Consider the following 25,279-nt stretch of genomic DNA (forward strand, 5'->3'; position numbering starts at 1 on the left):
ATTGTGGATTTGGAGTCGTATAAATTAGAAGAAGTGCTTTACAAAGAACGCCTTGTCTTGCCCCCGTGGTGGTGCAGGGTGGGGGCTTATGGTGTGGATGTGTTGTTAGTGGGACTGGTGGCATGGGATTTCAACACGCACTGGTTGGATACTTTAGGTTTGGGTTTTGTCTTACACGCCCATGGGATTTTGCGTTACTTTTTGTTGTATACACTCTTGCACTTGCTTTACGAACACTTGGGCATGGGGGGTTTTGGGGTGAGTGTTGGCAAGATCGTCTTCCACTTGCGCGTGGTGAGTTTGAAGACCTTGGATAACCCCCCGTGGACCCAACGACTCAAGCGTTGCGCACTCAAAGAACTCGCCTTGTTATGCCCCTTGATCTACTTGGCTAGAGATAGATTCCAGCGCGTGTTTCACGACAGACACGCCCAGACTTTGGTTATCATGACTAAATGAATGCGCTGGTGGTTATTCCTTTTAGGGTGGTTATTTGTGGTGGGCGCGCAGGCTAAACAGCAACAAGTCGCTGTGCAGAAATTTGACAAAAAAAACCATAAGATTTTTGAACTCTTGGCTGATCGCGTGGACGCTAAAGATAATATCGTAACTGCCACCGGGCATGCGATCTTGCTCAATTACGATGTCTATATTCTAGCCGATCGCGTCTCTTATGACACCCAAAAGAAGATCGCGATTTTAGATGGGCATGTCAAAATTTACCGTGGGGAGGGACTCTTGGTGCGCGCCGAACACATCAAAGTGCAGATGAACGAGAAATACGAGCTCATCTTCCCCTTTTATGTGCAAGACAGTGTGAGCGGGATGTGGATTAGCGCGGACATCGCGCATGCCAAGCAAAACCAGTATTACATCAAAAACCTCACCGCCTCTGGGTGCAGCATTGACAATCCCATCTGGCATGTCAACGCCAGCTCAGGGCGTTTTAACGCCGATAAATCCCACCTCTCACTCTTTAACTCCAAAATCTATCTGGGCAATATCCCGGTTCTCTACCTCCCCTACGCCTTCACTTCTACAAGCACCAAGCGATCTAGTGGGCTACTCTACCCAGAGTTTGGCACTTCTAATTTGGCCGGTTTTATTTATTTACAACCCATTTACATCGCCCCTAGGGATTCATGGGACATGACTCTAGCCCCCCAAATCCGCTCTAAAAGAGGCTTGGGGCTCAATTTTGAATTTAGGATGATCAACGCCCATCAAGACAAGTTTGTCTTCAACATGCGTTATTTCCGCAACTACAATAGCTACACGAAACGCTATGATTTGCGTAACCAAAATGTCTTTGGCTTTGAAACCCAGAGCGCTAGCAGACAGGCGTTCCAAAAATACTTTGGGTTGAAAAACAATTTAGATAACGCCTATTATTTGGATTTTCTTTACATGAACGACTTAGACTATGTGCGCTTTGAAAAAGTCAACAAACGCATCACCGATGCCACCCATATGTCCCGGGGTAATTACTATATCCAAACCAATAACCATTACTATGGCTTTAATTTGAAATACTTCCTCAATCTCAATAAAATCAATAACGATCGCACTTTCCAATCCCTGCCCAGCTTGCAATACCACAAATACCTAGCCCCACTAGGCTGGAAGCACTTACTCTATTCGCTAGATTACCAATTCCATGACATTGTGCGCCAAGTGGGCTATGGTTATGTGCAAAACACCATCAAAGTCCCCCTAGGGGTGCAATTTTCCCTCTTTAAAAATACCTCTCTGTGGGCTTGTGGAATAGTGTCAATCTGAGTAATGTGGCGATCATGAACACGAAAAACAGCTATGTGCCCGATATTCAAGGGGTTTCTAGGGCTTATGGGAACTACTTTTCTAGTGCCTACGCCCTATATTTAAACAGCGATCTAGCTCGCGAATACAATAAACTTCTGCACACCGTGCAATTAGAAGCCGTGTTACAAGGCACTTACTACAGCTTTGCAGACGGCTTGTTTAACAACCAAATGTATGTCCTCAGCGCGCAAGCGCGCAACGATTTCACTTCTAATACCTTGAGCGATTATGACTACCGCGGGCAGATTTACGATTCAGTGTGGAATCCTTCAGCCATCATCGAACGCAATCCCCCTAACAAACAACTGAATTTGAATCTCACCCAATACCTCTATGGAATCAATGGAGAGGAGTTGTTTTACTGGCGCATCTCCCAATCCTTGGATTTCACCGATAAGGTGTCTTTTTTGCGCATGCCTATGGAAACCAAGCTGGGTTTTTCTCCTCTCAAGGGACTCAATATTTATGGCACGCTCTTTTACTCTTGGTATTACCACAGCCTAGATGAGGTGTCTATCAACGCCAATTACAATTACAAATTCCTCAACGCCAATGTTTCCTACTACCTTAAATCCAACTTTAACGACAATGGGATCAACAAGATTGTAGAAAACAATTCTAACTACCTCAAGGCCGGCTTTAGCAACGATTTCAGATGGTTCTCTCTAACTAGCTCCATAGGTTATGACATCGCGCACAATGTCGTGTTGAACTGGGATATTGGGATTTTTAAAAAAGTGCGTTGTTTTGGGATCGGCTTGATGTTTGTGAATCGCCGCCGCCCTGTATTGACTAGCAACCCCAATGACCCCCTTAGAATCTACGAAAACAATTACATCAAATTGGAGTTGGACTTCTCGCCCATCACCAAAACCAATATTACCTACCGCCAGTTGAAACAATGAGCCCGATTCTCTTTGAAGACCACCAAGACGCTTTGCATAAACTCATGAACGAAGTGCTGGTGCGCCATCTTAACACCCACAACGCCATCATGCTAGCCACCAGCCTCAAGGGCTTGCAATTTGCTTACGCGCTCGCCTTGAAACTACACACCGATTTGGATTTCCTCTTCAGCGGTTCGATTTACGCGCCTTTGAATCGGGAGTGTGAGATCGCTTTGGTGAGTGAGAGCATGGGGATTGTCATGCATGAGAATTTGATTCAAAGCTTTGAGATCAGTTTGGACTATGTCTATGGGGAAGCCAAGCGCATTTATGAAGAGGAGATTCTCTCTAAAATTTATAAATTCCGCAAGGGCAATATGCTCAAGCCCCTCGCGCACAAAAATGTCTTCATTGTGGATCAGGGCATCGAAACGGGGGTAACCGCCGGGCTAGCTATCCAAACCTGCATGGAAAAGCGTGCCAAGAGCATTATGGTGTTAACCCCCATTGTGCCTAAATCTGTAGAAGAGAGTTTGAATCGCATTTGCGATGGGGTGGTGAGCGTCTACCATCCTGAACACTTTGTGAGCATCGCGCATTATTACAAACGCCCCCTTGAGCTAGATTTAGCCCAGATCGAGCGTATTTTTGATTCTTCTATGAAACCCACTTAAGGAGCACTATGACAATTCAAAGCAATGGCGAAACCTACAAACTCCATTATGTAGCCAAACAAGCCACCAGCGCGCTTTGGTATAGCTATCAGGGTTGCGTGCTATTAGCCAGCGTGATGGTGGATAAAACCCCTATAGAAGGGGATTTTTTACCCCTAAGCGTGCAATTTAGCCAGCGCGCTTATGCTATTGGGCGTATCCCGGGGGGTTTTACCAAGCGCGAGGGTAAACTTAGCGAGTTTGAAACCTTGACTTCGCGCCTCATCGATCGTAGTTTACGCCCCCTATTCCCCCAACACTATGCCCACCCCATACAAATCACGATCTTAGTCCTAAGCCATGATCAGCAAAGCGATTTACAGGTGTGCGCCCTGCACGCAGCCGCTAACGCGCTTTATTTAGCCAATATCGGAGTGGATCAAAATGTCAGCGCGGTGCGTATCGCCAAGATCACCGGTGAAATTGTCATTAACCCCAGCGTTGCGCAATTACAACAAAGCAGTTTAGATCTCTATGTTTCGGGCACTAAAGAGGCTCTGCTCATGGTAGAGATGTGCGCGCTAGAGGACATAGCAGAAGCAGAGTTATTAACTCTACTAGGGCGCGCCCAAGAGCATATCGAGCACACCAGCGCGCAATTTGAACGCGATTTCACCCCCCATAAAAACTCCCCTAGTTTTGCGCCCCCTTCGCCCCAAAGCCCAGATGTCCCCCTAGAAGCCTTGATTCAACAACACTTCCATACCCAAGTCTTAGAAGTGATGGCGCAAATGGCTAAGAGTGAGAGGGAAGCGGATTTTTTGAATCTAGCCCAGTATGTGGCAAACGCTTTACAAGAACACGGGCATTTCTACGCCCTAGAGCGCGTCCAACGCGCGCTTAAACACTATATCCACCAAGCTATCCGCTCCCAAATTCTCAACACAAAAACGCGCCTAGATGGGCGTAGTTTAACTCAGGTGCGCCCTATTAGTATAGAAACCAATCTATTGCCCCACTGCCATGCTTCCACGCTTTTTACCCGCGGGCACACCCAAGCCCTAGTGGTGTGCACTTTGGGCGGGAGTAATGACGCTAGGACACAGGAGAGTTTGGACTGTAAAACCCCCCTAAAAGAAACCTTCATGTTTGATTACAATTTCTTGCCCTTCAGTGTGGGGGAGAGCGCGCCTTTGAGCGCGCCTAGTCGGCGTGAGCTCGGACATGGGCATTTGGCTAAACGCGCTTTACAAGGATCAATCCTAGAAACCCCCCAAACCATCCGCCTTGTGTCTGAGATCTTAGAATCCAATGGCTCGAGTTCTATGGCAAGTGTGTGTGGGGGGTCTTTAGCCCTGTGCGCTAGCGGGGTGAAGGTGCGCGCCTTGATCGCAGGGGTGGCGATGGGCTTGGTGGTGCAAGGGGATCGCCATGCCATTTTGAGCGACATCAGCGCGTTAGAGGACATGCAAGGGGATATGGATTTTAAGATCGCAGGGAGCGCGTTAGGGGTGCTTGCCATGCAAATGGACACCAAGACTCAAGGGCTTAAATTAGAACTCTTTGAGGATATTTTAAGCCAAGCCAAGCAAGCTAGAGAATATATTCTAGCGATCATGCAGGAGGCTCGAGAGAAAATCGTGTTAAATCCCCAAGCCCTGCCCGCTTTAGAGAGTTTTTTCGTGCCCCCCAAAAAGATCGCCACCATCATTGGGACGGGGGGTAAGATCATCAAGGAGATCATCGAACGCTTTGGGGTAGCCATAGATTTAGACAAATCCAGCGGGGCGGTGCAGATCACTAGCAAACACGCCCAAAATGCCAAAGAAGCCAAAGCTTATATTTTAGAACTCACCCAGACACAGCCCTATTTTTTGCACGAGATGTTGGAGGTGGAAGTTAAAAAAATCGCGGATTTTGGGGTGTTTGTGCGCTTGCCCAGAGGAGGCGATGCGCTCTTACACAAGTCTTGTTTGCAAAAACACGGTTTGCGCGTCGATTCCTTTGCACAGAACACACGCCTACAATGCCAAATTAGCGCCATCCATGAGAGTGGCAAGATCGATGTCATTTTGGCTTGAAAATTAAGTTTGGAAATGCCATAATCGAGTTTTGCGCCTAGCAACATTTTTCAGAACGGGAGTTGTCTATGAGGTTTCTTGCGCTTTTGTGTTTAGGTATGGTTGGGCTAGCTTTTGGAGCAGAGGTAAACGGGCTGGACATGATTAAATCCTACTCCATCGTGGGAGCGGTTGTGGGCTTAGGGGTAGCTGCTTGCGGGGGAGCCATTGGGATGGGAAATGCCGCTGCTGCAGCCATTACAGGCACGGCACGCAACCCGGGGGTGGGAGGCAAACTTCTCACCACGATGTTTATTGCGATGGCAATGATCGAAGCGCAAGTTATCTACACTCTGGTGTTTGCCATTATCGCGGTCTATAGCAACCCGTTCTTAGCTTAAGTTTCAAGGGGGGGTTTTGCACTGGTGGTGGAATTGGTAGACACGCCATCTTGAGGGGGTGGTGAGGCAACTCGTGCGAGTTCGACTCTCGCCCAGTGCACCACGAACGCGTAGCGTTTGTGCCAAAATGGTGGAATTGGTAGACACGCTAGACTCAAAATCTGGTGGAGGCGACTCCGTGTCGGTTCGAGTCCGACTTTTGGTACCATTATTTACAAAATCCGTCTGAAATTTTATTCCTATTCAAATATTAAGCTCAATTTCAATAAAAACAAGATAAAATGATGCGTCTTTACATTAAACTTTTTAGGAAAGGGAATTTATGCGTCGTTTTCTAGGCATTGTTATGATGGGAGCGTTGGCATTAGGCGTAGCTCATGCGGAGGATTATTCTAGCTTGAGCGATAAGGATTTCATTAAATTGGCAGGCACTTTGCACAGTGGCGAAGAGGTGCTGGACTACCAAGAGGAGGTTTACAAACGCCTTAAAGAGAAAAAAGGCAAAGCCAAGATGAATTTCAAAGTGCAGGTGCATAAGACTTACAAAGCCAACTTGGCGAAGATGAGCGCAAAAGATTTTGCAGCCTTGCGTAAAGAGGTAGCAGAAGCCCTAGAAGAGAAGAAAAAAGACCACGATCCCAAAGAGCTAATGAGTATGGGCTTAGATGTGGAAGTGTGTAAGGGTAAACAACGCGAATTGCTCTGCTCACGCAAACATGGCAAAAAACATGCCAGCAAACATGGTCAAGAACATGGCGAAAAACACGGGCATGAGGGTATGAAACACGGGGCGCAGGGGGCTTCTAAGGGCGAAGAACACAAAGCTAGCAAGGCTCCTGCTAAGGCTGAGGAGCACAAAAGCGAAGAACACAAAGAAAAATCTGAAGGCACTCACGAGTAGAAATGCCTGCGAAGTAGGCGTTTGCTTGAGTTCAGGTTACGCTGTGGCGGGGGTTGAACGCCACGCCTAAAGCCCTAAAGAGGGTTTTTAAAGAGGTATGAATAGCTTGGGGGTCTAAGTCCTTGAGGATAAAGACTAATTGGGATAGGTGCTCTTGGGTGGGGCTTAAATGGGTGGGGGGATAGATAATATGTTGCACGCCATTGAGCGCAATGCAAGCCTGCTCTGTTCTAATAATGCCCTTAGTGCGCAAAATGCGATCCCCGTATTGATAAAGCAAGAAACTCAGCCACAAGCTAAAAGCACTCCAGTCTATGCGCTCTTCAAACTCCAAACATAGGGTTCTAAAATATTGGTGTGTGTGCTGAGGGGGAGTAGCACAGATAGGGCTAGTAGGGCTTTCTTGGAGTAAACACGCGACATCTATGCGCGCTTTATCATAAAGCGTGGCGGTGGGGTTGGTGCTAGCGACCAAGGTGCTAAGTTTAGCAAATGAATCTTGTAAGTCTGTTTTGGTGATCACCACCACATTAGAGGTAGCGATCTGGTGTTGCGCTTCTACATTGTCCTTGAGATGTGAGAAGCCATGCACCCCGTCTAAGCAGGTGATCACATTGTGGGGGATAAAATGCTGGCTTAAAAACACATCGTGCAAGAGACTAAAGAGAATGGGCGCGGGGTTGGCAATTCCGCTTGTTTCAACCACCACATGATCTATACAACTATCAGAAATCAACGCTTTTAGCGAATCGATCAAATCTTGGCGGTAGGCGCAACACACGCACCCCCCCTGCAACAGACGCATTTTCTCTGGGACATAGCGCAGGTGGGCTAAAACCTGCGTATCCAAACCCACTTGCCCGCATTCGTTCACCACCACCGCGATCGCCCGATTGGCACAACGCTCCAATATTTGGGCTAAAAGTGTGGTCTTGCCACTGCCTAAAAAACCCGTCAGAATGCTAACAGGGATCTTAGCCACGGCTTAAGAAATCTAGCAATTTAGGGTCTAAAATGTCTAGGGGTTTGGGGCTTAAAGATTGGGCTTTGTAGCACAGATCGCCCAAATCTCTGACGAGCTCTTGGTGCCCCTTTTGATCCTCTAAGAGAAATTGACTCCCCCACACGCGCAGTTTCAAACCATAGAATTTTAAAATTTTGTTCGCCACCTTGAGTTTTTGTATCCGTGCGCGCACACGCTCCCCCTGCAAAGCCCCCACCACTAAGTTAGCTCCCATAGGCGCGCTCACATCGCTCCAATGCAAGGTGGTGTTCAAATCCGCACACAGCACACACATTATTTTTTTCTAGGACAACGGCGCATGAAATCATCGGCAATGGTGTTGAAGTTGACCCAATGCACGCCCTTATGGCGGTTAATGTATTGGATAATGCGCTCATGCATGCGCAACACTTGGGGGCGACCGCTCACATCCGGATGGATGGTCATGCAAAAGACCGCATAATCCATTTCGTGGTAAACCCAGTCAAATTGTTCTAACCACAGTTCTTCAATATGGCGGGGGGGGATGAAACCAAAGCTATTGGGGGCTTTTTTGATAAACATCATGGGAGGTAAATCGTCCAAATACCAACTCCCCGGGATTTCTACCAAATCGGTTTCTGTGCCACGCACCAAGGGCTTCATCCAATCCTTTGCCTCTAGGCTGTAGTCAATCTTGGTCCACGAATCGCCCACGCGCACATAATAGGGCGTGAAATCGCGGTGCATCAAAGAGTGATCGTATTTCACGCCATGCTTTAAAAGCAGTTCATTAGTTACGCTAGAAAACTCCCACCACGGCGCGACATAACCGGTAGGATTTTGCCCAGTCAGATTTTTAATCAGCCCAATGGTTTTAAGCAAGACATCTTCTTCTTGTTTGGGAGTCATCGCGATAGGGTTTTCATGCGAGTAGCCATGCAAGCCAATCTCATGCCCGGCCTCTACGATCATCTTAACTTGATTAGGGAAGGTTTCAATGGAGTGCCCGGGGATAAACCAAGTGGCAGGGATGTGGTATTTTTTAAATAGATTTAAGAGCCTAGGAACCCCCACTTCGCCCGCAAAAATCCCCCTTGAAATGTCATCAGGGGAGTCTTCACCCCCATAGCTCCCAATCCAGCCAGCCACCGCGTCAATGTCTACACCATACGCCACAAAAATCTCTTTTGCCATCTTTTGCTCCTTTTAAGATAAATCCACAAGGTGTTTCAAGGTTTTTTGATTCAATGCCAAGTCCAAATCCCTCAAATAGGGGATGTTCTGCCTTTGGGCTGTGATTTCGCCCAAATCCAGCACGCCCACCAGCACGCCCTCTTGATCGCCTAATTGCTCCACAATCTCCCCCTTAGGATTGACAATCTTAGAGTGCCCACAAAAGGTGAGCTCTTTATGGCTGATCTTAGAAATCTCACTCCCACAACGATTAGCCGCCAAAACAAAGACCCCATTTTCTAAGGCTCTTGCCTGCCCCCCCAAATCCCACGCGTAACTGCGTATCTTAGAAAACGCCGCGCAAAAACACAGGAGTTCAGCTCCCTGTAGGGCTAAAAACCTACTCCCCTCACTAAAGCCCACCTCATAGCAAATCTGCAACCCCACTTTGAGGCTAAAATCCCCTAAGGGCAACTCAAACACGCGATACTCCTGCCCCCTAGAAAACCTCTGTTTTTCATCGCCCCACAGATAGACCTTTTGGTACTTCCCCACCACCCCCTTTTCCCCCACGATGTAAATGCTATTAAACAGCGCGCCTCCCTCTTGCTCGATACTGCCAGCAATGAGGTAGGCTTTATACTCCTTAGCCAGAGCTTTTAAACCTTCCAAAGTGGGTTGTGTGGGATCGCTAAGATCAAGCCCAAATTCTAAATCGCGATCCTCCACGCAATAGCCACTGTCAAATAGCTCGGGCAATAACACGATCTTAGCCCCACTAGAGAGGGCTTTTTGTGCTAGATTTAACGCGTGTTTGAGGTTTGTTTCCCTCTCATAAGATCGAGGAGAAAACTGCACCGCCGCCACCTTGACTTTTCTTTCCATCACCGCGCCCTTTCGTTTTAGCCTATTTTAATGCACTTTAAACGCGCTAAGGTAAATGTGGGCTTGTTCTAAAACCTTGCAGACTCTGAGCGCACACATAGACCGGCAATACCACCACACTAGGCGCGGGCACTGGCACTAAAGCCTTAGTGAATCTATGGGATTATGGAGAGTTATATCTCTAACACTTCTTGCACGCAACACACCAGCGCGGGTATATCCTTTTCAAACAGCGCGTAGACATCTAGCACCACGCAATCAGAGCGCACCACCCCAGCCACGCCCCTTTTATAAAGGGCGTGATAAAGGGCTTTGCCATCCATGCTAGCTTGTAGTTGCACCCCAAAACTCTCTAAATCCTGCATCTGCACGCCCCCGCCCACGCGCGCGTGTGTGGGGATCACAAAGGCTTTTAGCCCTGTTATGTGGCTTAAAGCGCGGTGCAATTTCAAAGCCTTATTGAGCAATGCGTCCTTATCTTGCTCTAAGAAAGTTTGCAAAGGGGTTTTTTGATCTTGTAAATAGCCCTGCAAACTCTTGGTGAGTAAAAATAGCGTGATCTTATCCACCCTAAAGGCGCGATAAAGCGGATGGGTGCGCAAGATTTCTATATATTCTCTCTCTCCTAGCACAATCCCGGCTTGCACGCTCCCTAATAATTTATCCGCGCTAAAGCTCAAAAGATGCGCGCTTTTAAGGGCTTTTCTAGTGTGCGCCACACCTTGCACACTCCCCAAATCCTCATAAAAGATTAAACCCCTTTCTTGGGCTAAATCAAAGAGAGATTTAGAGGGCACACTAGCCACAAAGCCTTGCATAGAAAAATTACTCCAATGCACGCTAGCAATTAGTGCGCTAGCGTCATTACAAGCATTTTTATAATCGCGCAAATAAGTTTTATTGGTGCTGCCCACTAACTTAAGATGGGTTACACTCTCCAAGAGCTCATGGGCTCTAAAACCCCCCCCAATTTCTACCAACTGCCCATAAGAGAGCAAGGTCTGTTTGCGCTTAGATTTGGGTGCAAATGCGCTAGCCACCAAGACCAACGCGCTGGCGTTGTTATTTAAGATCAGCGCGTCCGGGGCGCTAAATAGGGCTTTCAAAAGATTTTGCGCCTGAAAAGCGCGCTCAAAACGCCTAGCACTCTCTAAATCCACTTCTAAATCCACATAAGAGCTTAAAATTTCTAACTCCCTGAGCGCGCCAACTTCTAAGGGCGCGCGCCCTAAATTAGTGGAGAGCAACACCCCCGTAGCGTTATAGACTTTTTTAAAAGGGGGGGCTAAAAGCGCACAATAGCGTGCTTGGAGCGCATCGCACCACTGGGTTAAGTTTTCATAGCTAAATTGATTTTGTCGGCACTCTGCTAGCAATTCATTAGCTAGAGCTTTTAAGATCGATCGATCATAGCCTTGAGCAAAACAAGGGGCGTTTAAAAGAGTGTGCATAGCCGGTAAGGATTTCATGAGGGGCATTGTAGCACAAGTGTAAGGGTTTAGGGTTTGCGTTTTAATAATAGAGGAATTTTTGGAATTATGGCACACGCGTTGCGACGGGCGTTTTAACACGAAAGTTTTAGGCGATTTGACATTTTAGGGATTTAAAAATCTTGTTGTGGTGCTAGCATTGGGCATAAGCATGTTTTTATGATCCAAATCCAAGATATAATGTTGTGTGATCTTGTAAGCTTTTGGGCAATGGGCGATCAAGTGATGGTTGTAAAATATGAGAAAAAACTCTTAAGGAGACAAGATGTTCTATCTTTTTGCACTCTTAGCGGGCATGGCTCTTGCCTTACAAGCCCCTATCAACGCCGCATTGGCTAGAGATATGGGAGGCGTGCGCGTCTTTGCCGCGTTTTTCTCGTTTTTTGTGGGGACCTTGTGTCTTTTGATCTTAGCCCGTGTGTTGCACCAGCTCCAAGGCGAAACCCTGAAACTCTTAGCGCATCAAGAATGGTGGAAATACATAGGTGGAATCTTGGGGGCTTTTGTGGTATTCACTACAATCATCAGCGCGCCTAAAATAGGATTAGCACCCATGATTGTCTTTTTGCTCGTAGGGCAGTTGTGTATGGGGTTGTTTTTAGATTCCCTAGGGGCATTTGGGTTAGCGCAAAAAACGATCGGGCTATCTAAAATGATTGGGCTTGGGGTGGTGATTGTAGGGATTTTTATCTTTTTTTATCCAGACCTCTTCCAAAAGGGCATAAAATGAGGCTTAAGAGACGCGGGGCACGCCATAATTTCCACTGAAGTTTGCTTTAATTTGGGGCAAGCATAGGGGGCGTAGCGTCTTTCTATGCTATGGCTACCTTATTTCTTAATCCTGCTTAGAGCCTATAATCTAGCGCACTCAAGGTCTTTAAGCTTTAGGGTAGCCAATGTAGGGGATCAAAGCGGTGATAATGCCGATGCGCTTTTGGTGGTTGTTGGTTGATGTTGCCTTGTATGTGGGTTTTGGCTTGGTTGTCTGCGCCGCCTAAAGCGATGAGATAGATCAAAGTTAACAACTCTTTAAAAGTGCAAATCTAGCCCTCCTTTTGTGTCATAAAATCTCACGCACCACTTTAAGACGCACCAACTCCAAGCGCGTTTGTCAAAAAGCTCTTATAGGCGGTGAGTGTGCCTAGAGCCACTAAAACCCCCAAGACCAGCACACCCCACTCGCTCAAGCCTAGAAGTTTGGTAGGCTTCATTTAAGCTAAAGTGGCTCAAGGTGTTTAGCATTTAGGGATCATGCTTTAGGGGAATGTTTGCAAGGGGGTTACAGAGTTGTGGGCTAGTGTCTTTATCGCCTCTGTGTATTCTGCATCGCTGAGCTTTTCAAGCCATTGGACATTCTGCCCTTCCTTATCCCCTGTTAAAGCCAAATGCGCCCCTCCCTTGTGTAAGCCAGCTCCATGCCAGTGCTTGACTCCTATAGGGCAAGAAATCACCTCGCCCTTGTGCGCCACGCTCACCTTGCCTTCAGCTGTGCCGGTGTAAATCTCCCCTTCTGTAACAATCAAGGTTTGTCCCGCGGGATGGGTGTGCCATGCGCTGCGTGCTTTGGGGGCGAACTTGACAAGTGCGCCGCTAAAATTGCGCCATTGATTAGTGGTAAAGAGCAAAGTAACCTCCACATGCCCGCTAAAATGCGCGTTTGCACCTTGAAAGTGTTTAAAATCCGCTTGCCTGTGTATTTCTTGCATATTTTTTCCTTGATGATGGGGCAAAGCCCCACATCTTTAAACTCTAATTTTTTAAGCACTCTAGCAGGGTTACCCCCTACATTGGGTGGAATACCAACATTTAATGTGCTAATCCCTTGAGCCACGCTTGGTAAGCCTGTGCCTGTACTTGTAAATCTACCCCATCAAGCCTTGCTGTGTTGTAGATGACAAAGGGCTTAGAGTAGCGCATCTGCACAAAATGCGCGGTAGCTTTGAAAGGGGTTAAAATACGCTCTAAGCTAAATTCTCCGCTCAAATCCTCCTCGCGCGCGCCCAAGCTGATTGCAAGAGCAAAAGCCTTGCCTGCTAGAGCTTCTCCCTTAGAGCCGTAGGCAAAACCATAGGTTAGCACATTGTCAAAATACTTTTTGAGTAAGGGGGGGCTAGAATACCAAAACATAGGGAATTGTAAAACCACCTTTTGTGCTTTGAGTAGCTTGGCTTGCTCGGCCTGCACATCGATGTTAAAATCCGGATAAAGCGCATACAGATCGCTAATTTCCACTTCTGTATTGGCGATCGCCTCTTTGAGGGCTTTATTCACCCGCGAGTGGGCTAGATCAGGATGGGCTAAAACCACTAAGGTTGGCATGTTACTCCTTTGCAGAAAAAAGCAAAACCAAGATTGGCATCCGTGCTCCCAATTTTATAAACAACGGGGTATTCTAGCTGTTCTTAATAAACAATTTGCGTAAAAATTGGGGGCTAGAAACACGCGCAAAAACACTTTTTGGGAAAATACAGGCGCGGAGGGCGTGGAGTGTTGATTTAAGCCTCCTCGGTAGAAATCCCACTCGTCTTTAGCGGGTGGGATGAATGCCACTAATTCGTGGTATAATGCTCTCATACATTCGTATCTACGGCAGGGAGTGTCGAAAGTTACGCCTTTGGAAATATGATGTGTGAGACCTGTAGGGAATGCGTTGGAGCTCAAACTCTGTAAAATCCCTACTATAGGGACATAGAGTGAGAACCAAACTCTCCCTACGGGCAACATCAGCCTAGGAAGCCCAAATGTCTTTAGCATTTGGGCACTTCACAGCCCCATTAGCTAGGCATACGCTGGCTTGTGTAGCCCGGCTAGTCTACACCCTAAACTTGCCTAGTTCTTGAGCAAAGACATTAGCCATGTCATTGAGCGAGGAGCTGGCTTTTGAGACATCTTGCACACTCTGGTAATTCAAAGAAGCCAATTTGCTAATCTCTTGGATGTCCTCTACAATCACCTTAGTCGCGTCTGCTACCCCCTTAAATTCGGCTACATCTTTAGTGGTGGCGTTGATCACGGTTTGGATGCTTTGCACATTGTTATCCACGATTTCTTGCAAACTCAAAGTGAGCTCAGAAGTTTTGAGAATCTCTTGGGCATTGCTGTGTAAGTTTTGGCTAATGTCGCCCACACTTTGCACCACTTGGGTGATCGTTTCGTTGATCTCGCCCAAGCTGTTTTGGGTTTTTTCAGCCAATTTACGCACCTCATCAGCCACCACTGCAAAGCCACGCCCATGTTCGCCCGCCCGTGCGGCTTCAATGGCGGCGTTCAAGGCGAGCAAATTGGTTTGATCGGCGATGTCGGCGATGATGGTGAGCACTTCTTTAATGTTTTGTGTGTTTTGAGAAGTTTCCTCTAGTTTGTTAGAAAACTCCACACCCACGCGCGCATTGCTGGCTAAATTGGTGCTAAAGTCTTGGATTTTGGCGCGCACTTCCTCTAGGGCGTTCCCAGTTTGCACGAGATTGTCGTTATTGTGTTGGGCGTTAGCAGCCCCGGTTAAAATTCTATGCACAATCTCATTGCCATTAGCCACGCTAAGAGAAATGCGCCGTGTCTCTTCTTGGGTGTGTGATTGCACATCCGAAGAGCTAGCCTGCAAGGTGTTGGCGATCTTGGTGTTTTGCGCGCTGAGTTCTTTGATCTTGGAGATCACCCCTTGGGTTTTTGCAAAAAAGCGTTGATATTCTTCGAGATCACGGCGATCTCATCCTTGCCCTTGGTGGTTAGCCTTTTGGTTAAATCCCCCTCTTTGGAAACCAATTCGATGATGAGATCGCGCAATTGTAATAAGGGTTTAAAGAGGATATGGATCAGCCCAAAAAGCACGGCTAAGACGATCCCAATGGCTGTCAAAGCGGTGATCAGCAAGGTCATTTGCAAATTTCTCAGGCTTTTAAAGGCTTCTTGTTTGTTGACAACCCCTAGCACCTTCCAATTGAGCCCGGAAACCGTGGTGTAGACATAGAATTTATCCACTCCCTTGGCGTTGTGTTCCATAAAACCCGAAGAAGTGGCGTAAATTTCATCGGTCAATTCCTTCCCCCCCTTGTAGGAATGCGTGTCGCGGTAATTAGAGCCCGCTTCAAAAATGCGCGAACGCACAACAAACGCCTTGCGATCCAAAATATGGATACGCCCCCCCATTAAGCTAAACTTGTCCACATGATTCCAATTATCCAACAGCAAATCGACACCTAGCACCCCCTGAAACACCCCATTTTTAGACAAAGCCACACTATAAGTCAAGACTATTTTTTTGGTGATTGCATCTCTATAAGGGGCACTAACCACCACCCCCTTTTGTGCGCGCGCCTCTTGAAACCATGCGCGCTTTCTAGGATCGAAGCCTTTGGGCATAGATTTTATCGTGCCAACGGTGCGCCCATCTTTCAAAGTTACATAGGCGTTTTCAGCCGCCATCCCATCATGGGTAAATTTTAAGACTTCGTTCATGCGCTCTAAATTCTCAAAGCCTAGCTCTTCTAAATCCTTAGCCGTGCTCACGAGCGCGGCGTGTGTGGTGCGATTCCACTCTTCTAAGGAGGAGGAGATCAGGGTTACAGCCGTGTCTAAAGAGTAACGCATGGTTTTAGTGATGTTCGTGCTTGCGGACGCGTCAATGATGTAAATCACCGCAGAAAAGGCGACCACCAACAAGCCCGCTAACACCAATAAAAGCTTCGTCTTAAAAGTCATCTCAAACACCTGTATGTGGAGTGGATATTTCCAAAACCATAGGCTTGCATTGTAGATGATCATCGCTTAAGAAACGACATGTTAAAAGTGCAATATTTCAAGGGTTAGAACATGCGCTATTGTTTGGACGCGCTTAGAGTCTGCTGTGGGACTTTATTAGCTATAGGGAGTTTGCACGCCCTAGATTATAAAATCGGGGGGCGGATGGGCTCATTCTCGCGCATCGGGTTTAATAATTCAGCAATTAATTCAGACAAGGGGATTTACCCCACAGGCAGTTATGTAACCGCCATCGGGGCGTTGCAAATTGATGTGGACTTATTGCCCAAATCCGTGGGTGCGCACAAACTCAGCGCAGGGATCGGCGGGGAAGTGGGGGGGTTGGCTTACGATTCTACCAAAACTCTCATCGATCAAAGCGATCCTAGCGCAGGTTTTCAGCCGGCCAACTGGTATTACATGGGGCGTTGGGAGGGCTATTTGATGGACGCGCCTTGGCACACTTCGCGCTATGGCGATGGCGTGCATGCGCGCAATTACATTCTCTATAACGCCTATTTAAACTACAGCTACAAAGACATATTTGGGATCAAACTAGGGCGTTACAAGAGCGATCGGGCGTTATTCTTGCGCGGTTATAATCAGGGTTTTGAGGTTTTTGTGCGCTGGAAAAATTTTAGACTAGATTGGTTTAGCACCTATGGGCGTGGTTTGGCTAATATCCAATTTATCCGCGATTTTTACGCCCCCGTGCAATACGAATTTGCCAATGGGACACGCACCAATTATGGCATGCACGCTTTTAGCACCACTTGGCAATCCAAACACTGGCAAATCACCCCCTTTATTTGGTTTTATCCTAAGAATTTCAACGCCCCGGGCTTATATGTGAGCGCGCGCTTTAGTCCGGGAAAGTGGAAGATTCAAACCCGTGTCTATGCATGGTTTCCTATTTATAGCGCGGCTTTGGCGCGCACCTATTACCGAGGTAGTCTCATAGGGCAAGAAACGGCTAGCTTACTGGTGCGCCAACGCTTTGACATCGAACACTATAATTTTGGCTGGGGGGTGTATAAGAATTTTGGCAACGCCACGCCCAGCTAGGCTGGAATGGCTCTCCCATCCCCTTTGATGCCACGGACGACACCCCCTATGAGGACGCTTACACCAATCTTTACAACGCCAATTCACTAACCCCCTTTGCCTTCATAGGGGCAAGCTACCAAAAACTCAGTTGCGCTTTGCTAGGCAAACTCACCTACTCTCCCCGCGCTAGTTCCCGGAGTTTGGGCTTAACATGCACCTATAACATCAGCAAACACATCCATGCGATGATTCGCCTCAATGGCTATGAAGTGTTCATGCACAAAGGCTATAAAGTGGCGCACTTTGGCGCGCCCAATCCCAACTTCGCCCCCACCACCCAAGATCGCTCCTACTTGATGACTTCACTGAGTTACGAGCTATAAGAATTAAGTTAAACCAATATATAATGACGCGCATAAAATTAAAAAAAGGACTTTTGCATGTTTTTTGCCAAGGAGCGCAACAAGCAAACAGAGGACAAAGACGCGCAGATTCGCTCTTTGCAGAGAAAACTAGACTGCTACCAACAGCTTGTAGAGTTGGGCGCTAATGAGGGGTTGATTGGGATCAAAGAGGGCAAGATTGTCTTTAAAAGCGGGGCGATCGCAAGCGCAGATGGTCTAGAGCAAAGGGTGGATGAACTCAGCCAAGCCAACCAAACTTTTGCTTTCAACAACCACACCTACCAGCTAACCAACAAGCGCATCGGCGACACCCTGTATCTTGCCTTGAGCAAGGATTGCGATCCTCTAGCGGGTTTGGGCAAGAATAATATTTTCAATCTCTATTACAATAGCATGAAAGCGGGCATAGAGGGGGTGCAACAGACCTTACAAAACATGGTAGAGGACACGGGAACTTTGATCGAGGCGGCTACTGGTGGCAGCCAAACCTCCCAAAAATCGCTCGATCATATCGCTGAAACTAGTGGCAAGATCGACACTCTTTATGAGAAAATGCAAAACGCCATCGCCTTAGCCGATTCGCTCAACCAGCGCAGCAGTGAGATCACCCAAGTGATTTCGCTCATCGATGATATCGCCGAACAAACCAATCTCTTAGCCCTGAATGCCGCCATTGAAGCCGCACGGGCGGGCGAACATGGGCGTGGCTTTGCAGTGGTGGCTGATGAGGTGCGTAAATTGGCTGAAAAAACCCAAAAAGCCACCAAAGAGATCGCCGTGGTGGTCAAATCCATGCAACAAGAAGCCAGTGATATCCAAAATAACACCCATGAAACCGACACCATTGTGCAGAGCATCAAAGGCGATATTGATGGTGTCAAAGACAATTCCCATGCCAATAAGATCGTGGCTGATAGTGCTCTATTTGCTATTGAAAATATAAACAACCGCGCCTTTTGCGGGTTGGCTAAGGTCGATCATGTGGTCTATAAAGGCAATCTCTATGGCTTGGTCTTTGGCACGCCCAATAGCTTTAAGGTGATCAATGGGCGCGAATGCCGTCTGGGCAAATGGTATCACGAAGGCGAGGGCAAAGAACATTTCTCTAACACACCCAGCTACCGCTCTTTGGAATCCTGCCACAATGGGGTGCATGACGAAGCCAACGCGCTAGCTGGACTGCTTAAAGAGCCCAGTAAAGCCACCTTGAGTGCTATTGAGCAAGGAATCCGTGCGCTCGAACACCATGCCGATGCGGTGCGCCAAACCATTGACAAGATGTTTTATGAAAAACGCGATGAACTCAACCAAAAAATTACCCAGATGAAAGAGGGGGTCCACATAGGGCATTAATTGGATCGCTACCTATCCAGCCTGCACGCGCTCAAACGCGCCGGTCTGCACCGCGCGCGCCGTCTTTACCCCGATCACCTGCACGACTTTGCCTCTAATGACTATTTGGCTTTGAGCACGCATGCGCGCTTGTTAGAGCGCGCTTTTGAAACAGTGCGCCCCTTAGCTAGCCACGCCCCTAGGGCTTCCATGCTCCTAAATGGCTACCACCCCCTGCACCACCAATTAGAGGAGTGTTTGCGCGCCCATTTGGGCTATGAGTCTTGCTTGTTGGTGGGGAGTGGCTTTTTAGGCAATGTGGCGCTCATAGACGCGTTAGTGCGTAAAAATGACATGCTCTTCATGGACGCGCACTACCACGCCAGCGGGCAATTCTTAGCCAAAAAATTGCCCAACACCCGCTTTTTTGCCCATAACAATGCGCTAGATTTGCGCGCGCAACTTAAAACTTACCGCGCCCACCACCCCAAGGGGCGCATTTTTATCGCCATTGAGGGGGTATATTCCATGGACGGGCAGGTCGCCCCCAAAGAGTTTTACACCTTAGCGCATGAATATGAAACCTACTTGATCCTAGATGAAGCCCATAGTTTGGGGGTGTTAGGGCGCGATTTGGGGGGATATTTGAGTTATTACCATTTAAAGCTCACCCCCTATACCATCGTGTTAGGCACTTTATCTAAAGCCTATGGCAGTTATGGGGCTTTTATTGGGGCGTGCGCGCCCATTATAGACTTTTTATGCAACCGCGCTAAGAGTGTGATCTACACCACTAGTCCATCCTTGCTAGATAGCGCGTTGGCTTTAGCCCATTTAGAACACCTTTATACCCACTTGCCCAGCTATGTCTCTATGCTAGAAAAAATGCGTGCGTGTTGCGCGCAGATCTTGGGTTTTAGCACCCCTAGCAATATCCTAACTCTGCCCTTTGGGCGCATCCAAGCCATGTTAAACGCGCATGCGAGCCTACTTGAGCAGGGTTTTCTATGCGCCCCTATCCGCCCTCCCACCACGCAAAAACCTCTACTGCGCATCTCTTTAAACATACAACCCCAGCGCACTTTAGAAACCCTCAGCACCCTGTGCGCGCTTTTGAAGAGTCTTGGTTAAAGATCTTATAGCACACCCTTAGACTCTAGTTCTTATTCTCTAGGACAAGTTGGCTAAACGCCCGGAATATATAACTCCCATCGCTAGGACCTGGGCTAGCCTCTGGGTGGTGTTGCACGGAGAGAATGGGGTGATTGTGGTAAGCCACGCCCTCAATCGTGCCATCAAAGAGATTGGTGTGGGTGATGGTGGCGATGCGCGCGATACTCTCAGGCACGCAATAATTATGGTTTTGCGCGCTGATCTCAATGCGCCCCGTGGCATGGTTTAGCACGGGGTGGTTGCTCCCATGGTGACCAAATTTGAGCTTGTAGGTGGGGTAACCATGCGCTAGGCTCAAAAGCTGGTGCCCCAGACAAATCCCGCACAAGGGGACACGCGCCTCAATGAGCTGGGCAATCTGGTGGATGGCTTGTTTGAGCTTGAGTGGATCGCCTGGTCCATTAGAGAGTAAAACCCCTCTAATATCCCCGCGCTTGTAATCCTCTAACAACGCGCTAGCCTTGCTGTCATGCGCATAAAGGCGCACCCCTAAACCTTGCGCGCTCAATTGGCGCAAGATAGCGCGCTTGACTCCAAAATCCAACACCCCGATCGTGGCTTGGACGCGTTCTGCAGGTTGGTAGTCCAATATTTCAAAGCTATAGCGCCCCTGGGTGGGGGGGCTACTCTTATTAGAAACCATGGGGATCACGCTCATGTCGCGCAAGGGGGGCGTGCTGTGCAGGAGTTTTTCTAGAGCACTTTTGCCCATAGGGGCAGTTGAGATAGCCACCTGCATCGCCCCCTCATCGCGCAACATACCCACCAGCGCGCGTGTATCCACCCCACAAATCCCAAGCACCCCCCTAGCCTGTAACCACGCTCCCAAACTCTCTTGGGCTCTAAAATTAGAATAACGCGTGGGGGTGTGGCGCACCAAAATCCCCAAACAACAGCTTAAAGATTCGTGATCTTGCCTATTCACACCCACCACACCGACCTCCGGGGCACTAAAGACGACAAATTGCCCGTAGTAACTTGGATCACTGATGATCTCCTCATACCCGCTCATCGCCGTGTTGAAAACCCCCTCCCCAACCACCACCCCCTTAGCCCCAAAACTCTGCGCCTCTAAGAACACCCCATTTTCAAACAGGATCGATGCCATTATAAAAAGCCCTTACGGCGCAGTTCTTCCTCATACATGCGCTCGAACACCAATTCATAGGCATCACTCCCCACGGGTAATTTGCGCTTGTAGTGTTTGATCTTCTCGGCCACCTCCAACTCAATGCTCTCATAGAGTTTGGCGTAGGTATCCATAGACTTGAAGATCACATTGCGAATCAAGTTTTCAGGCACAGAGAACATGATCAAATCGGCTTCTAAGATGTCCTCTAAGATCGTGTGCGAAAGGGCATTACAGCGATCTTCCCAACCCAACACAAACTCCGCCTTTGCAGCCAATTCCTTTTTGATACGCCAAAACAAACGCCTCTCATCCATACGCATAAACTCGATCTCGTCCATGTGATCTTCTAGGAGTTCGCGCGCGCGTTCATCTAGGCGCGCCTCTTGGGCGATATTTTCTTGCAACGCGCGCTCGATGATCTTGGTGAGCTCCTCAAGCGTCCCCCTTAACTCTAGCAAGGGTGAGCGCACTAAATCTTGGGCTATTTTGGAAATCATGTAGCCAACATGGTTAGGTTTCAATCTCATCTTGCGCCATCCTCAAAATTAGGTGTTAATTCTAATGGATTTTTACTCAAAAATCACTAAAGCAACGCGCGCGCGCCATTTTGAAACTTATGCTAACATGGGGGCTTGACACGCATGCTATAAGGAAATGGCTTGGATTTAGATCGCATTTTCGCCCAGCTTTATCGAGGCAAAAGCCTCACGGACGCGCAGATAAGGGAGCTGTTTAGCGCCATCACACAAGCCCAGCTCAGTGCCGTGCAACTCAGCGCGGCGTTGATCGCCTTGAAGATGAAACCTGAGAGCGCGCGTGAGATCGCCAGCGCGGCGCGTTTTTGTTTACATTTACAGCCCAAGCCCTCCACGCTTGTATGCTATGATAATTGTGGCACGGGAGGCGATGGGGCTAACACCCTTAATGTCAGCACCATTAGCGCGCTGGTGTGCGCGTCTATGGGTGTGCCCATGGCTAAACATGGCAATAGAAGCGCATCTAGGGCGGGGGGGAGCGCAGACCTATTGGAATTTTTGGGCGTGAATATTGGCATGGATTTGAAAAAAGCCCTAACTTGTTTGCAAAAGACAAACTTTACCTTCCTTTTTGCCCCCCTATTCTACCCCCACTTCGCCCATGCTACAAAGGTGCGCCAAGAGCTCAAAACCCGCACAATCTTCAATCTCATTGGACCCTTGATCAACCCCTTAGCCCCCAAAGCCCAGCTTTTAGGGGTTTACGACCCTAAACTATGCCTGCCCATGGCGCGCGCTTTAAGCAAACTAGGCATAGAGCGCGCCCTAGTGGTGCATGGGGAGGGTTTAGATGAAATTGCCTTGCATGGGGAAACTGTTGTTTGTGAGTTGCAGGGTAAACATATCGAGCAATACAGCCTAAGCCCTAGAGATTTTGATCTAAATTCTTACCCCTTAGAGGCGTTGCGTAGCGATGGCTTGGAAAATAGTGCCCAGATTTGTTTAGACATCTTGCAGGGGCGTGCTAGGGAAAGCCATAAAGCCAGTATTGCGATCAATAGCGCGCCCTTGCTCTATTTAGCCAATAAGGTGGCTAGTATGAAAGAGGGGGTTTCTAGGGTGTTAGCCCATTTGCAAAGCGCACAGGCATATGGGCATTTACAAACCATCATCAAGGTCAGCCATGCCTAATTTGCCAGAGATATTGGCACACAAGCCCCAAGAGATCGCGTTGTTAGAGAGTATGTATAGCTTGCCTGATAGGCTTGTTTTAAGCCATAGGGATTTCAAACAAGCCCTTTTAGAAACACGCACCAGTTTTATTTTGGAATGTAAAAAGGCTTCGCCCTCTAAAGGGCTGATTTGCGCGGATTTTAATTTGGCGCGAATCATCAAGGTGTATAACCAGTTTGCTACCTGTATTTCTGTGCTCACCGACATGGCGCACTTCAAAGGCTCTTATGAAAATTTGCGCTTTGTTTCTGGGCGCACCAGCAAGCCGGTTTTGTGTAAAGATTTCATCATCACCCCTTTCCAAGTCAAGCTAGCCAGATACATGGGCGCAGATGCGATCTTGCTCATGTTGAGCGCGCTTGAAGATCAAGCATACCAAGAGCTCGCCACTTTAGCGCACTCTTTAAACATGGCAGTGTTGTGCGAAGTGAGCGATGCCAAACAAGTGCAAAGGGCATTGGAGTTAGGCGCGCAAATCATTGGGATCAACAACCGCGATCTGCACACCCTCAAAGTAGATCTAAACACCACACACACTCTGCGCGCTCTCATTCCTGAGGGGCATGTGGTGGTGAGCGAATCGGGCTTTAGCACGCACGCACAAATCAAAGCCCTAGCCTCTAGGGTGCATGGCTTTTTGGTGGGGAGTGCCTTGATGAGCCAACCTGATTTACACCAAGCCTGCGTGCAACTCATCTATGGCGCGCACAAACTCTGCGGGTTAACGCGTTTGAAAGATTCAAAACGCGCCTACAAAGCCCATTTTCTCTATGGGGGCTTGATTTTTGACCCTATCTCACCGCGCTACATCTCCCCCCAAAAAGCCCTTAAATTAGTGCGCAAAACGCCCGGTCTGAAATTCGTAGGAGTTTTTGTAGAAGCGCACACCAGCGTGATCGTCCACACCGCCCAGTTGTTGGGCTTAAGCGCGGTGCAACTCTATGGGGATTACAGCGCGCTTCAAATTAGCCTGCTTAAAACCCTTTTAGACTGCGCCATTTGGCAGGTGCACAGTGTAGACCCCCAAGCGCGCGTCTTAAAGACACCCACTGTGAACGGGGCGGATTTGATTTTGTATGATAGCAAGGGCGCAAAGGCGGGAGGTAATGGGGTGAGCTTTGCTTGGGAACTCTTGGGTGCGCAAAAACAGCCCTTTATGCTAGCAGGGGGGATTGGGGCACATAATCTCAAAGTGGCTTTGGGTGTGGGCGCGCTAGGGCTGGACATCAACTCAGGCGCAGAGAGGTCTCCGGGCAAGAAAAGCAAGCTCAAAATCTTAGAATTATCCCAAATGCTAAGGGAGTATTGAATGCGAGTAGCACAGGCGTATTTTGGAGAATTTGGGGGGGCTTTTGTGCCCGAGTTATTGGTGCCCGCTTTAGAGCAATTAGAAAAAGCCTTTGAGGATTGTTTGAGCGATACAGAGTTTCAAGCTAGTTTTAACGAGCTTTTAAAGGACTTTGTAGGACGACCCAGCCCGCTAACTTTAGCCAAAAACTTTTGCCCTAATCCTAAAGTAAAAATGTATCTCAAGCGTGAGGACTTGATTCATGGAGGTGCGCACAAGACTAACCAAGCCTTAGGGCAGGCGTTGTTAGCTAAGAAAATGGGTAAAAAACGCATCATTGCAGAGACAGGAGCAGGGCAACACGGGGTTGCCACAGCGATTGCTTGCGCGTTGTTGGGCTTAGAGTGCGTGATCTATATGGGAGAAAAGGACATAGAACGCCAAGAACCTAATGTGTTTCGCATGCGCTTATTGGGCGCACAGGTGGTGGGGGTGAAAAGTGGGAGTGCTAGCCTGAAAGACGCGATCAATGAGGCTTTAAGAGATTGGGCTAGCACTTACACCAATACGCACTACTTGCTAGGCACGGCTGCTGGTCCACACCCCTACCCGCGCATGGTCAAACACTTTCAAAGCGTGATCGGCACAGAAGCAAAAGCGCAGATTTTAGAAAAAGAGGGCAGATTGCCTCATAGTGTGATCGCGTGCGTGGGAGGGGGCTCAAATGCCATTGGGATTTTTAGCGCGTTTTTGCAGGACAAAAGCGTGCGCTTAGTGGGCGTGGAACCGGGCGGATTAGGGCTAGACACCCACAAACATGGGGCGACTTTGTGTAAGGGGAGTGTGGGGATTTTGCATGGGTGCAAGAGCTATATTTTACAAGATGAGGAAGGGCAGATCATAGAAAGTCATAGCATTTCAGCCGGGCTAGATTACCCGGGTGTGGGGCCCGAGCATAGCTATTTAAAACAGATTGGGCGTGCGCGCTATGTGGCAGTGAGCGATAAAGAGGCTTTAGAGGCGTTTGTGTCTTTGAGTCGCAGTGAGGGGATTATCCCCGCCCTAGAGAGCGCGCATGCGCTAGCTTACGCACTTCAATACGCCCAAGAATGCCAAGAAGAAACGCTCATGATTGTCAATTTGAGCGGACGCGGAGATAAGGATTTAGCCAGCGTGCAGAGGGCTATGAAGGGGATTTGAC

The 25,279-nt window shown here is 48.3% G+C and carries 23 protein-coding genes, 2 tRNA genes and 2 pseudogenes; 16 read left to right on the forward strand and 11 right to left on the reverse strand.

What is annotated here, in order from left to right:
• Nucleotides 1-3: 3 nt before the first annotated feature.
• The 8 genes and pseudogenes from EAO37_RS01795 (at nucleotide 4) to EAO37_RS01830 (ending at nucleotide 6,723) form a co-directional block, all read left to right on the forward strand.
• Complete coding sequence (locus EAO37_RS01795; protein ID WP_235852889.1) at nucleotides 4-459, forward strand: RDD family protein; 456 nt, start codon at nucleotides 4-6, stop codon at nucleotides 457-459.
• Nucleotides 460-2,726, forward strand: a pseudogene (locus EAO37_RS01800) (LPS-assembly protein LptD).
• Nucleotides 2,723-3,382: a phosphoribosyltransferase family protein gene (locus EAO37_RS01805; RefSeq protein ID WP_120943919.1), complete on the forward strand. Its 660-nt coding sequence runs from the start codon at nucleotides 2,723-2,725 to the stop codon at nucleotides 3,380-3,382. The pseudogene EAO37_RS01800 and the gene EAO37_RS01805 overlap by 4 nt, the downstream one beginning before the upstream one ends.
• An 8-nt stretch (nucleotides 3,383-3,390) precedes the next feature.
• The gene (locus EAO37_RS01810) at nucleotides 3,391-5,442 is read left to right on the forward strand and encodes a polyribonucleotide nucleotidyltransferase (protein ID WP_120951189.1); all 2,052 of its coding nucleotides are present in this window, start codon (nucleotides 3,391-3,393) and stop codon (nucleotides 5,440-5,442) included.
• 68 nt (nucleotides 5,443-5,510) lie between these two features.
• The gene (locus EAO37_RS01815; protein ID WP_120943915.1) at nucleotides 5,511-5,822 is read left to right on the forward strand and encodes a F0F1 ATP synthase subunit C; all 312 of its coding nucleotides are present in this window, start codon (nucleotides 5,511-5,513) and stop codon (nucleotides 5,820-5,822) included.
• A gap of 18 nt (nucleotides 5,823-5,840) precedes the next feature.
• A tRNA-Leu gene (locus EAO37_RS01820) sits at nucleotides 5,841-5,925 on the forward strand.
• An 18-nt stretch (nucleotides 5,926-5,943) separates the two neighbouring features.
• Nucleotides 5,944-6,030 (forward strand) — tRNA-Leu (locus EAO37_RS01825).
• Nucleotides 6,031-6,144: 114 nt separating this feature from the next.
• The gene (locus tag EAO37_RS01830) at nucleotides 6,145-6,723 is read left to right on the forward strand and encodes a DUF1104 domain-containing protein (protein WP_120951191.1); all 579 of its coding nucleotides are present in this window, start codon (nucleotides 6,145-6,147) and stop codon (nucleotides 6,721-6,723) included.
• A 31-nt stretch (nucleotides 6,724-6,754) separates the two neighbouring features.
• On the opposite strand, the gene EAO37_RS01835 is transcribed toward EAO37_RS01830, so the two are convergent.
• The 5 genes from EAO37_RS01835 to selA form a co-directional block, all read right to left on the reverse strand.
• Nucleotides 6,755-7,705: a GTP-binding protein gene (locus EAO37_RS01835; RefSeq protein ID WP_120951193.1), complete on the reverse strand. Its 951-nt coding sequence runs from the start codon at nucleotides 7,703-7,705 to the stop codon at nucleotides 6,755-6,757.
• Entirely contained in the window at nucleotides 7,698-8,021 is a 324-nt protein-coding gene (locus EAO37_RS01840; RefSeq protein WP_120951195.1) for a hypothetical protein, read from the reverse strand. The genes EAO37_RS01835 and EAO37_RS01840 overlap by 8 nt, the downstream gene beginning before the upstream one ends.
• Complete coding sequence (locus EAO37_RS01845; protein WP_120951197.1) at nucleotides 8,021-8,902, reverse strand: polysaccharide deacetylase; 882 nt, start codon at nucleotides 8,900-8,902, stop codon at nucleotides 8,021-8,023. Before EAO37_RS01845 ends, EAO37_RS01840 begins: the two co-directional genes overlap by 1 nt.
• A 12-nt stretch (nucleotides 8,903-8,914) precedes the next feature.
• Nucleotides 8,915-9,766 (reverse strand): carbon-nitrogen hydrolase family protein, encoded by an 852-nt coding sequence (locus EAO37_RS01850; RefSeq protein WP_120943906.1) that lies wholly within the window; start codon nucleotides 9,764-9,766, stop codon nucleotides 8,915-8,917.
• A gap of 173 nt (nucleotides 9,767-9,939) precedes the next feature.
• Nucleotides 9,940-11,235, reverse strand: coding sequence for an L-seryl-tRNA(Sec) selenium transferase (selA, locus tag EAO37_RS01855; protein ID WP_120951288.1), 1,296 nt, complete (start codon nucleotides 11,233-11,235; stop codon nucleotides 9,940-9,942).
• Between the two features lie 286 nt (nucleotides 11,236-11,521).
• Between selA and EAO37_RS01860 the strand changes: the two genes are divergently transcribed.
• A complete protein-coding gene (locus EAO37_RS01860; protein WP_120951199.1) occupies nucleotides 11,522-11,986 on the forward strand; it encodes a DMT family transporter in 465 nt (154 codons plus the stop codon).
• An 84-nt stretch (nucleotides 11,987-12,070) separates the two neighbouring features.
• Nucleotides 12,071-12,208: a hypothetical protein gene (locus EAO37_RS09180; RefSeq protein ID WP_162982927.1), complete on the forward strand. Its 138-nt coding sequence runs from the start codon at nucleotides 12,071-12,073 to the stop codon at nucleotides 12,206-12,208.
• Between the two features lie 304 nt (nucleotides 12,209-12,512).
• Here the strand turns inward: EAO37_RS09180 and EAO37_RS01865 are convergent, their stop codons facing one another.
• The 4 genes from EAO37_RS01865 to EAO37_RS09510 form a co-directional block, all read right to left on the reverse strand.
• The gene (locus EAO37_RS01865) at nucleotides 12,513-12,962 is read right to left on the reverse strand and encodes a cupin domain-containing protein (RefSeq protein ID WP_120951201.1); all 450 of its coding nucleotides are present in this window, start codon (nucleotides 12,960-12,962) and stop codon (nucleotides 12,513-12,515) included.
• Nucleotides 12,963-13,062: 100 nt separating this feature from the next.
• Nucleotides 13,063-13,575: an NAD(P)H-dependent oxidoreductase gene (locus EAO37_RS01870; RefSeq protein WP_120946070.1), complete on the reverse strand. Its 513-nt coding sequence runs from the start codon at nucleotides 13,573-13,575 to the stop codon at nucleotides 13,063-13,065.
• A gap of 493 nt (nucleotides 13,576-14,068) precedes the next feature.
• On the reverse strand, nucleotides 14,069-14,911 hold the full coding sequence (locus EAO37_RS09505) for a methyl-accepting chemotaxis protein (RefSeq protein WP_276206399.1): 843 nt from the start codon (nucleotides 14,909-14,911) through the stop codon (nucleotides 14,069-14,071).
• Nucleotides 14,908-15,954, reverse strand: a complete 1,047-nt coding sequence (locus EAO37_RS09510; protein ID WP_240451689.1) for a methyl-accepting chemotaxis protein — start codon at nucleotides 15,952-15,954, stop codon at nucleotides 14,908-14,910. Before EAO37_RS09510 ends, EAO37_RS09505 begins: the two co-directional genes overlap by 4 nt.
• A gap of 111 nt (nucleotides 15,955-16,065) precedes the next feature.
• Here EAO37_RS09510 and EAO37_RS01885 point away from each other — a divergent pair.
• From EAO37_RS01885 to EAO37_RS01895, 3 genes and pseudogenes are all read left to right on the forward strand, one after another.
• Nucleotides 16,066-17,423: pseudogene (locus EAO37_RS01885) on the forward strand (outer membrane family protein).
• A gap of 57 nt (nucleotides 17,424-17,480) precedes the next feature.
• Nucleotides 17,481-18,797 (forward strand): methyl-accepting chemotaxis protein, encoded by a 1,317-nt coding sequence (locus EAO37_RS01890; protein ID WP_120951205.1) that lies wholly within the window; start codon nucleotides 17,481-17,483, stop codon nucleotides 18,795-18,797.
• Nucleotides 18,798-19,907 carry a pyridoxal phosphate-dependent aminotransferase family protein gene (locus EAO37_RS01895; protein ID WP_120951207.1) on the forward strand — a complete coding sequence of 370 codons (1,110 nt, stop codon included), beginning with the start codon at nucleotides 18,798-18,800 and terminating at the stop codon, nucleotides 19,905-19,907.
• A gap of 25 nt (nucleotides 19,908-19,932) precedes the next feature.
• Here EAO37_RS01895 and carA read toward each other — a convergent pair whose 3' ends face one another.
• Both carA and EAO37_RS01905 read right to left on the reverse strand, forming a co-directional pair.
• Nucleotides 19,933-21,057, reverse strand: a complete 1,125-nt coding sequence (gene carA / locus EAO37_RS01900; protein ID WP_120951209.1) for a glutamine-hydrolyzing carbamoyl-phosphate synthase small subunit — start codon at nucleotides 21,055-21,057, stop codon at nucleotides 19,933-19,935.
• On the reverse strand, nucleotides 21,057-21,608 hold the full coding sequence (locus EAO37_RS01905; protein ID WP_120951211.1) for a DUF507 family protein: 552 nt from the start codon (nucleotides 21,606-21,608) through the stop codon (nucleotides 21,057-21,059). Before EAO37_RS01905 ends, carA begins: the two co-directional genes overlap by 1 nt.
• A 132-nt stretch (nucleotides 21,609-21,740) precedes the next feature.
• On the opposite strand from EAO37_RS01905, the gene trpD reads away from it, so the two are divergent.
• From trpD to trpB, 3 genes are read left to right on the forward strand one after another with little or no spacing between them, the layout of a single operon-like run.
• Nucleotides 21,741-22,748 carry an anthranilate phosphoribosyltransferase gene (gene trpD, locus EAO37_RS01910; RefSeq protein ID WP_235853115.1) on the forward strand — a complete coding sequence of 336 codons (1,008 nt, stop codon included), beginning with the start codon at nucleotides 21,741-21,743 and terminating at the stop codon, nucleotides 22,746-22,748.
• Nucleotides 22,741-24,099, forward strand: coding sequence for a bifunctional indole-3-glycerol-phosphate synthase TrpC/phosphoribosylanthranilate isomerase TrpF (trpCF, locus tag EAO37_RS01915; protein WP_120951213.1), 1,359 nt, complete (start codon nucleotides 22,741-22,743; stop codon nucleotides 24,097-24,099). Before trpD ends, trpCF begins: the two co-directional genes overlap by 8 nt.
• Nucleotides 24,100-25,278, forward strand: coding sequence for a tryptophan synthase subunit beta (gene trpB, locus EAO37_RS01920; RefSeq protein ID WP_120951215.1), 1,179 nt, complete (start codon nucleotides 24,100-24,102; stop codon nucleotides 25,276-25,278). It begins immediately after the preceding gene.
• Nucleotide 25,279: the final 1 nt, after the last annotated feature.

This window comes from Helicobacter sp. L8 (assembly GCF_003660355.1).
GTDB classification, from domain to species: domain Bacteria; phylum Campylobacterota; class Campylobacteria; order Campylobacterales; family Helicobacteraceae; genus Helicobacter; species Helicobacter labacensis.

Coding starts and splice junctions, on each gene's coding strand:
- EAO37_RS01805 (WP_120943919.1), top strand. CDS start 2,723: ATGAGCCCGATTCTCTTTGAAGACCACCAAGACGCTTTGCATAAACTC.
- EAO37_RS01810 (WP_120951189.1), top strand. CDS start 3,391: ATGACAATTCAAAGCAATGGCGAAACCTACAAACTCCATTATGTAGCC.
- EAO37_RS01815 (WP_120943915.1), top strand. CDS start 5,511: ATGAGGTTTCTTGCGCTTTTGTGTTTAGGTATGGTTGGGCTAGCTTTT.
- EAO37_RS01830 (WP_120951191.1), top strand. CDS start 6,145: ATGCGTCGTTTTCTAGGCATTGTTATGATGGGAGCGTTGGCATTAGGC.
- EAO37_RS01840 (WP_120951195.1), bottom strand. CDS start 8,021: ATGTGTGTGCTGTGTGCGGATTTGAACACCACCTTGCATTGGAGCGAT.
- EAO37_RS01845 (WP_120951197.1), bottom strand. CDS start 8,902: ATGGCAAAAGAGATTTTTGTGGCGTATGGTGTAGACATTGACGCGGTG.
- EAO37_RS01850 (WP_120943906.1), bottom strand. CDS start 9,766: ATGGAAAGAAAAGTCAAGGTGGCGGCGGTGCAGTTTTCTCCTCGATCT.
- selA (WP_120951288.1), bottom strand. CDS start 11,235: ATGAAATCCTTACCGGCTATGCACACTCTTTTAAACGCCCCTTGTTTT.
- EAO37_RS01860 (WP_120951199.1), top strand. CDS start 11,522: ATGTTCTATCTTTTTGCACTCTTAGCGGGCATGGCTCTTGCCTTACAA.
- EAO37_RS09180 (WP_162982927.1), top strand. CDS start 12,071: ATGCTATGGCTACCTTATTTCTTAATCCTGCTTAGAGCCTATAATCTA.
- EAO37_RS01865 (WP_120951201.1), bottom strand. CDS start 12,962: ATGCAAGAAATACACAGGCAAGCGGATTTTAAACACTTTCAAGGTGCA.
- EAO37_RS01870 (WP_120946070.1), bottom strand. CDS start 13,575: ATGCCAACCTTAGTGGTTTTAGCCCATCCTGATCTAGCCCACTCGCGG.
- EAO37_RS09510 (WP_240451689.1), bottom strand. CDS start 15,954: ATGACTTTTAAGACGAAGCTTTTATTGGTGTTAGCGGGCTTGTTGGTG.
- EAO37_RS01890 (WP_120951205.1), top strand. CDS start 17,481: ATGTTTTTTGCCAAGGAGCGCAACAAGCAAACAGAGGACAAAGACGCG.
- carA (WP_120951209.1), bottom strand. CDS start 21,057: ATGGCATCGATCCTGTTTGAAAATGGGGTGTTCTTAGAGGCGCAGAGT.
- EAO37_RS01905 (WP_120951211.1), bottom strand. CDS start 21,608: ATGAGATTGAAACCTAACCATGTTGGCTACATGATTTCCAAAATAGCC.
- trpCF (WP_120951213.1), top strand. CDS start 22,741: ATGCCTAATTTGCCAGAGATATTGGCACACAAGCCCCAAGAGATCGCG.
- trpB (WP_120951215.1), top strand. CDS start 24,100: ATGCGAGTAGCACAGGCGTATTTTGGAGAATTTGGGGGGGCTTTTGTG.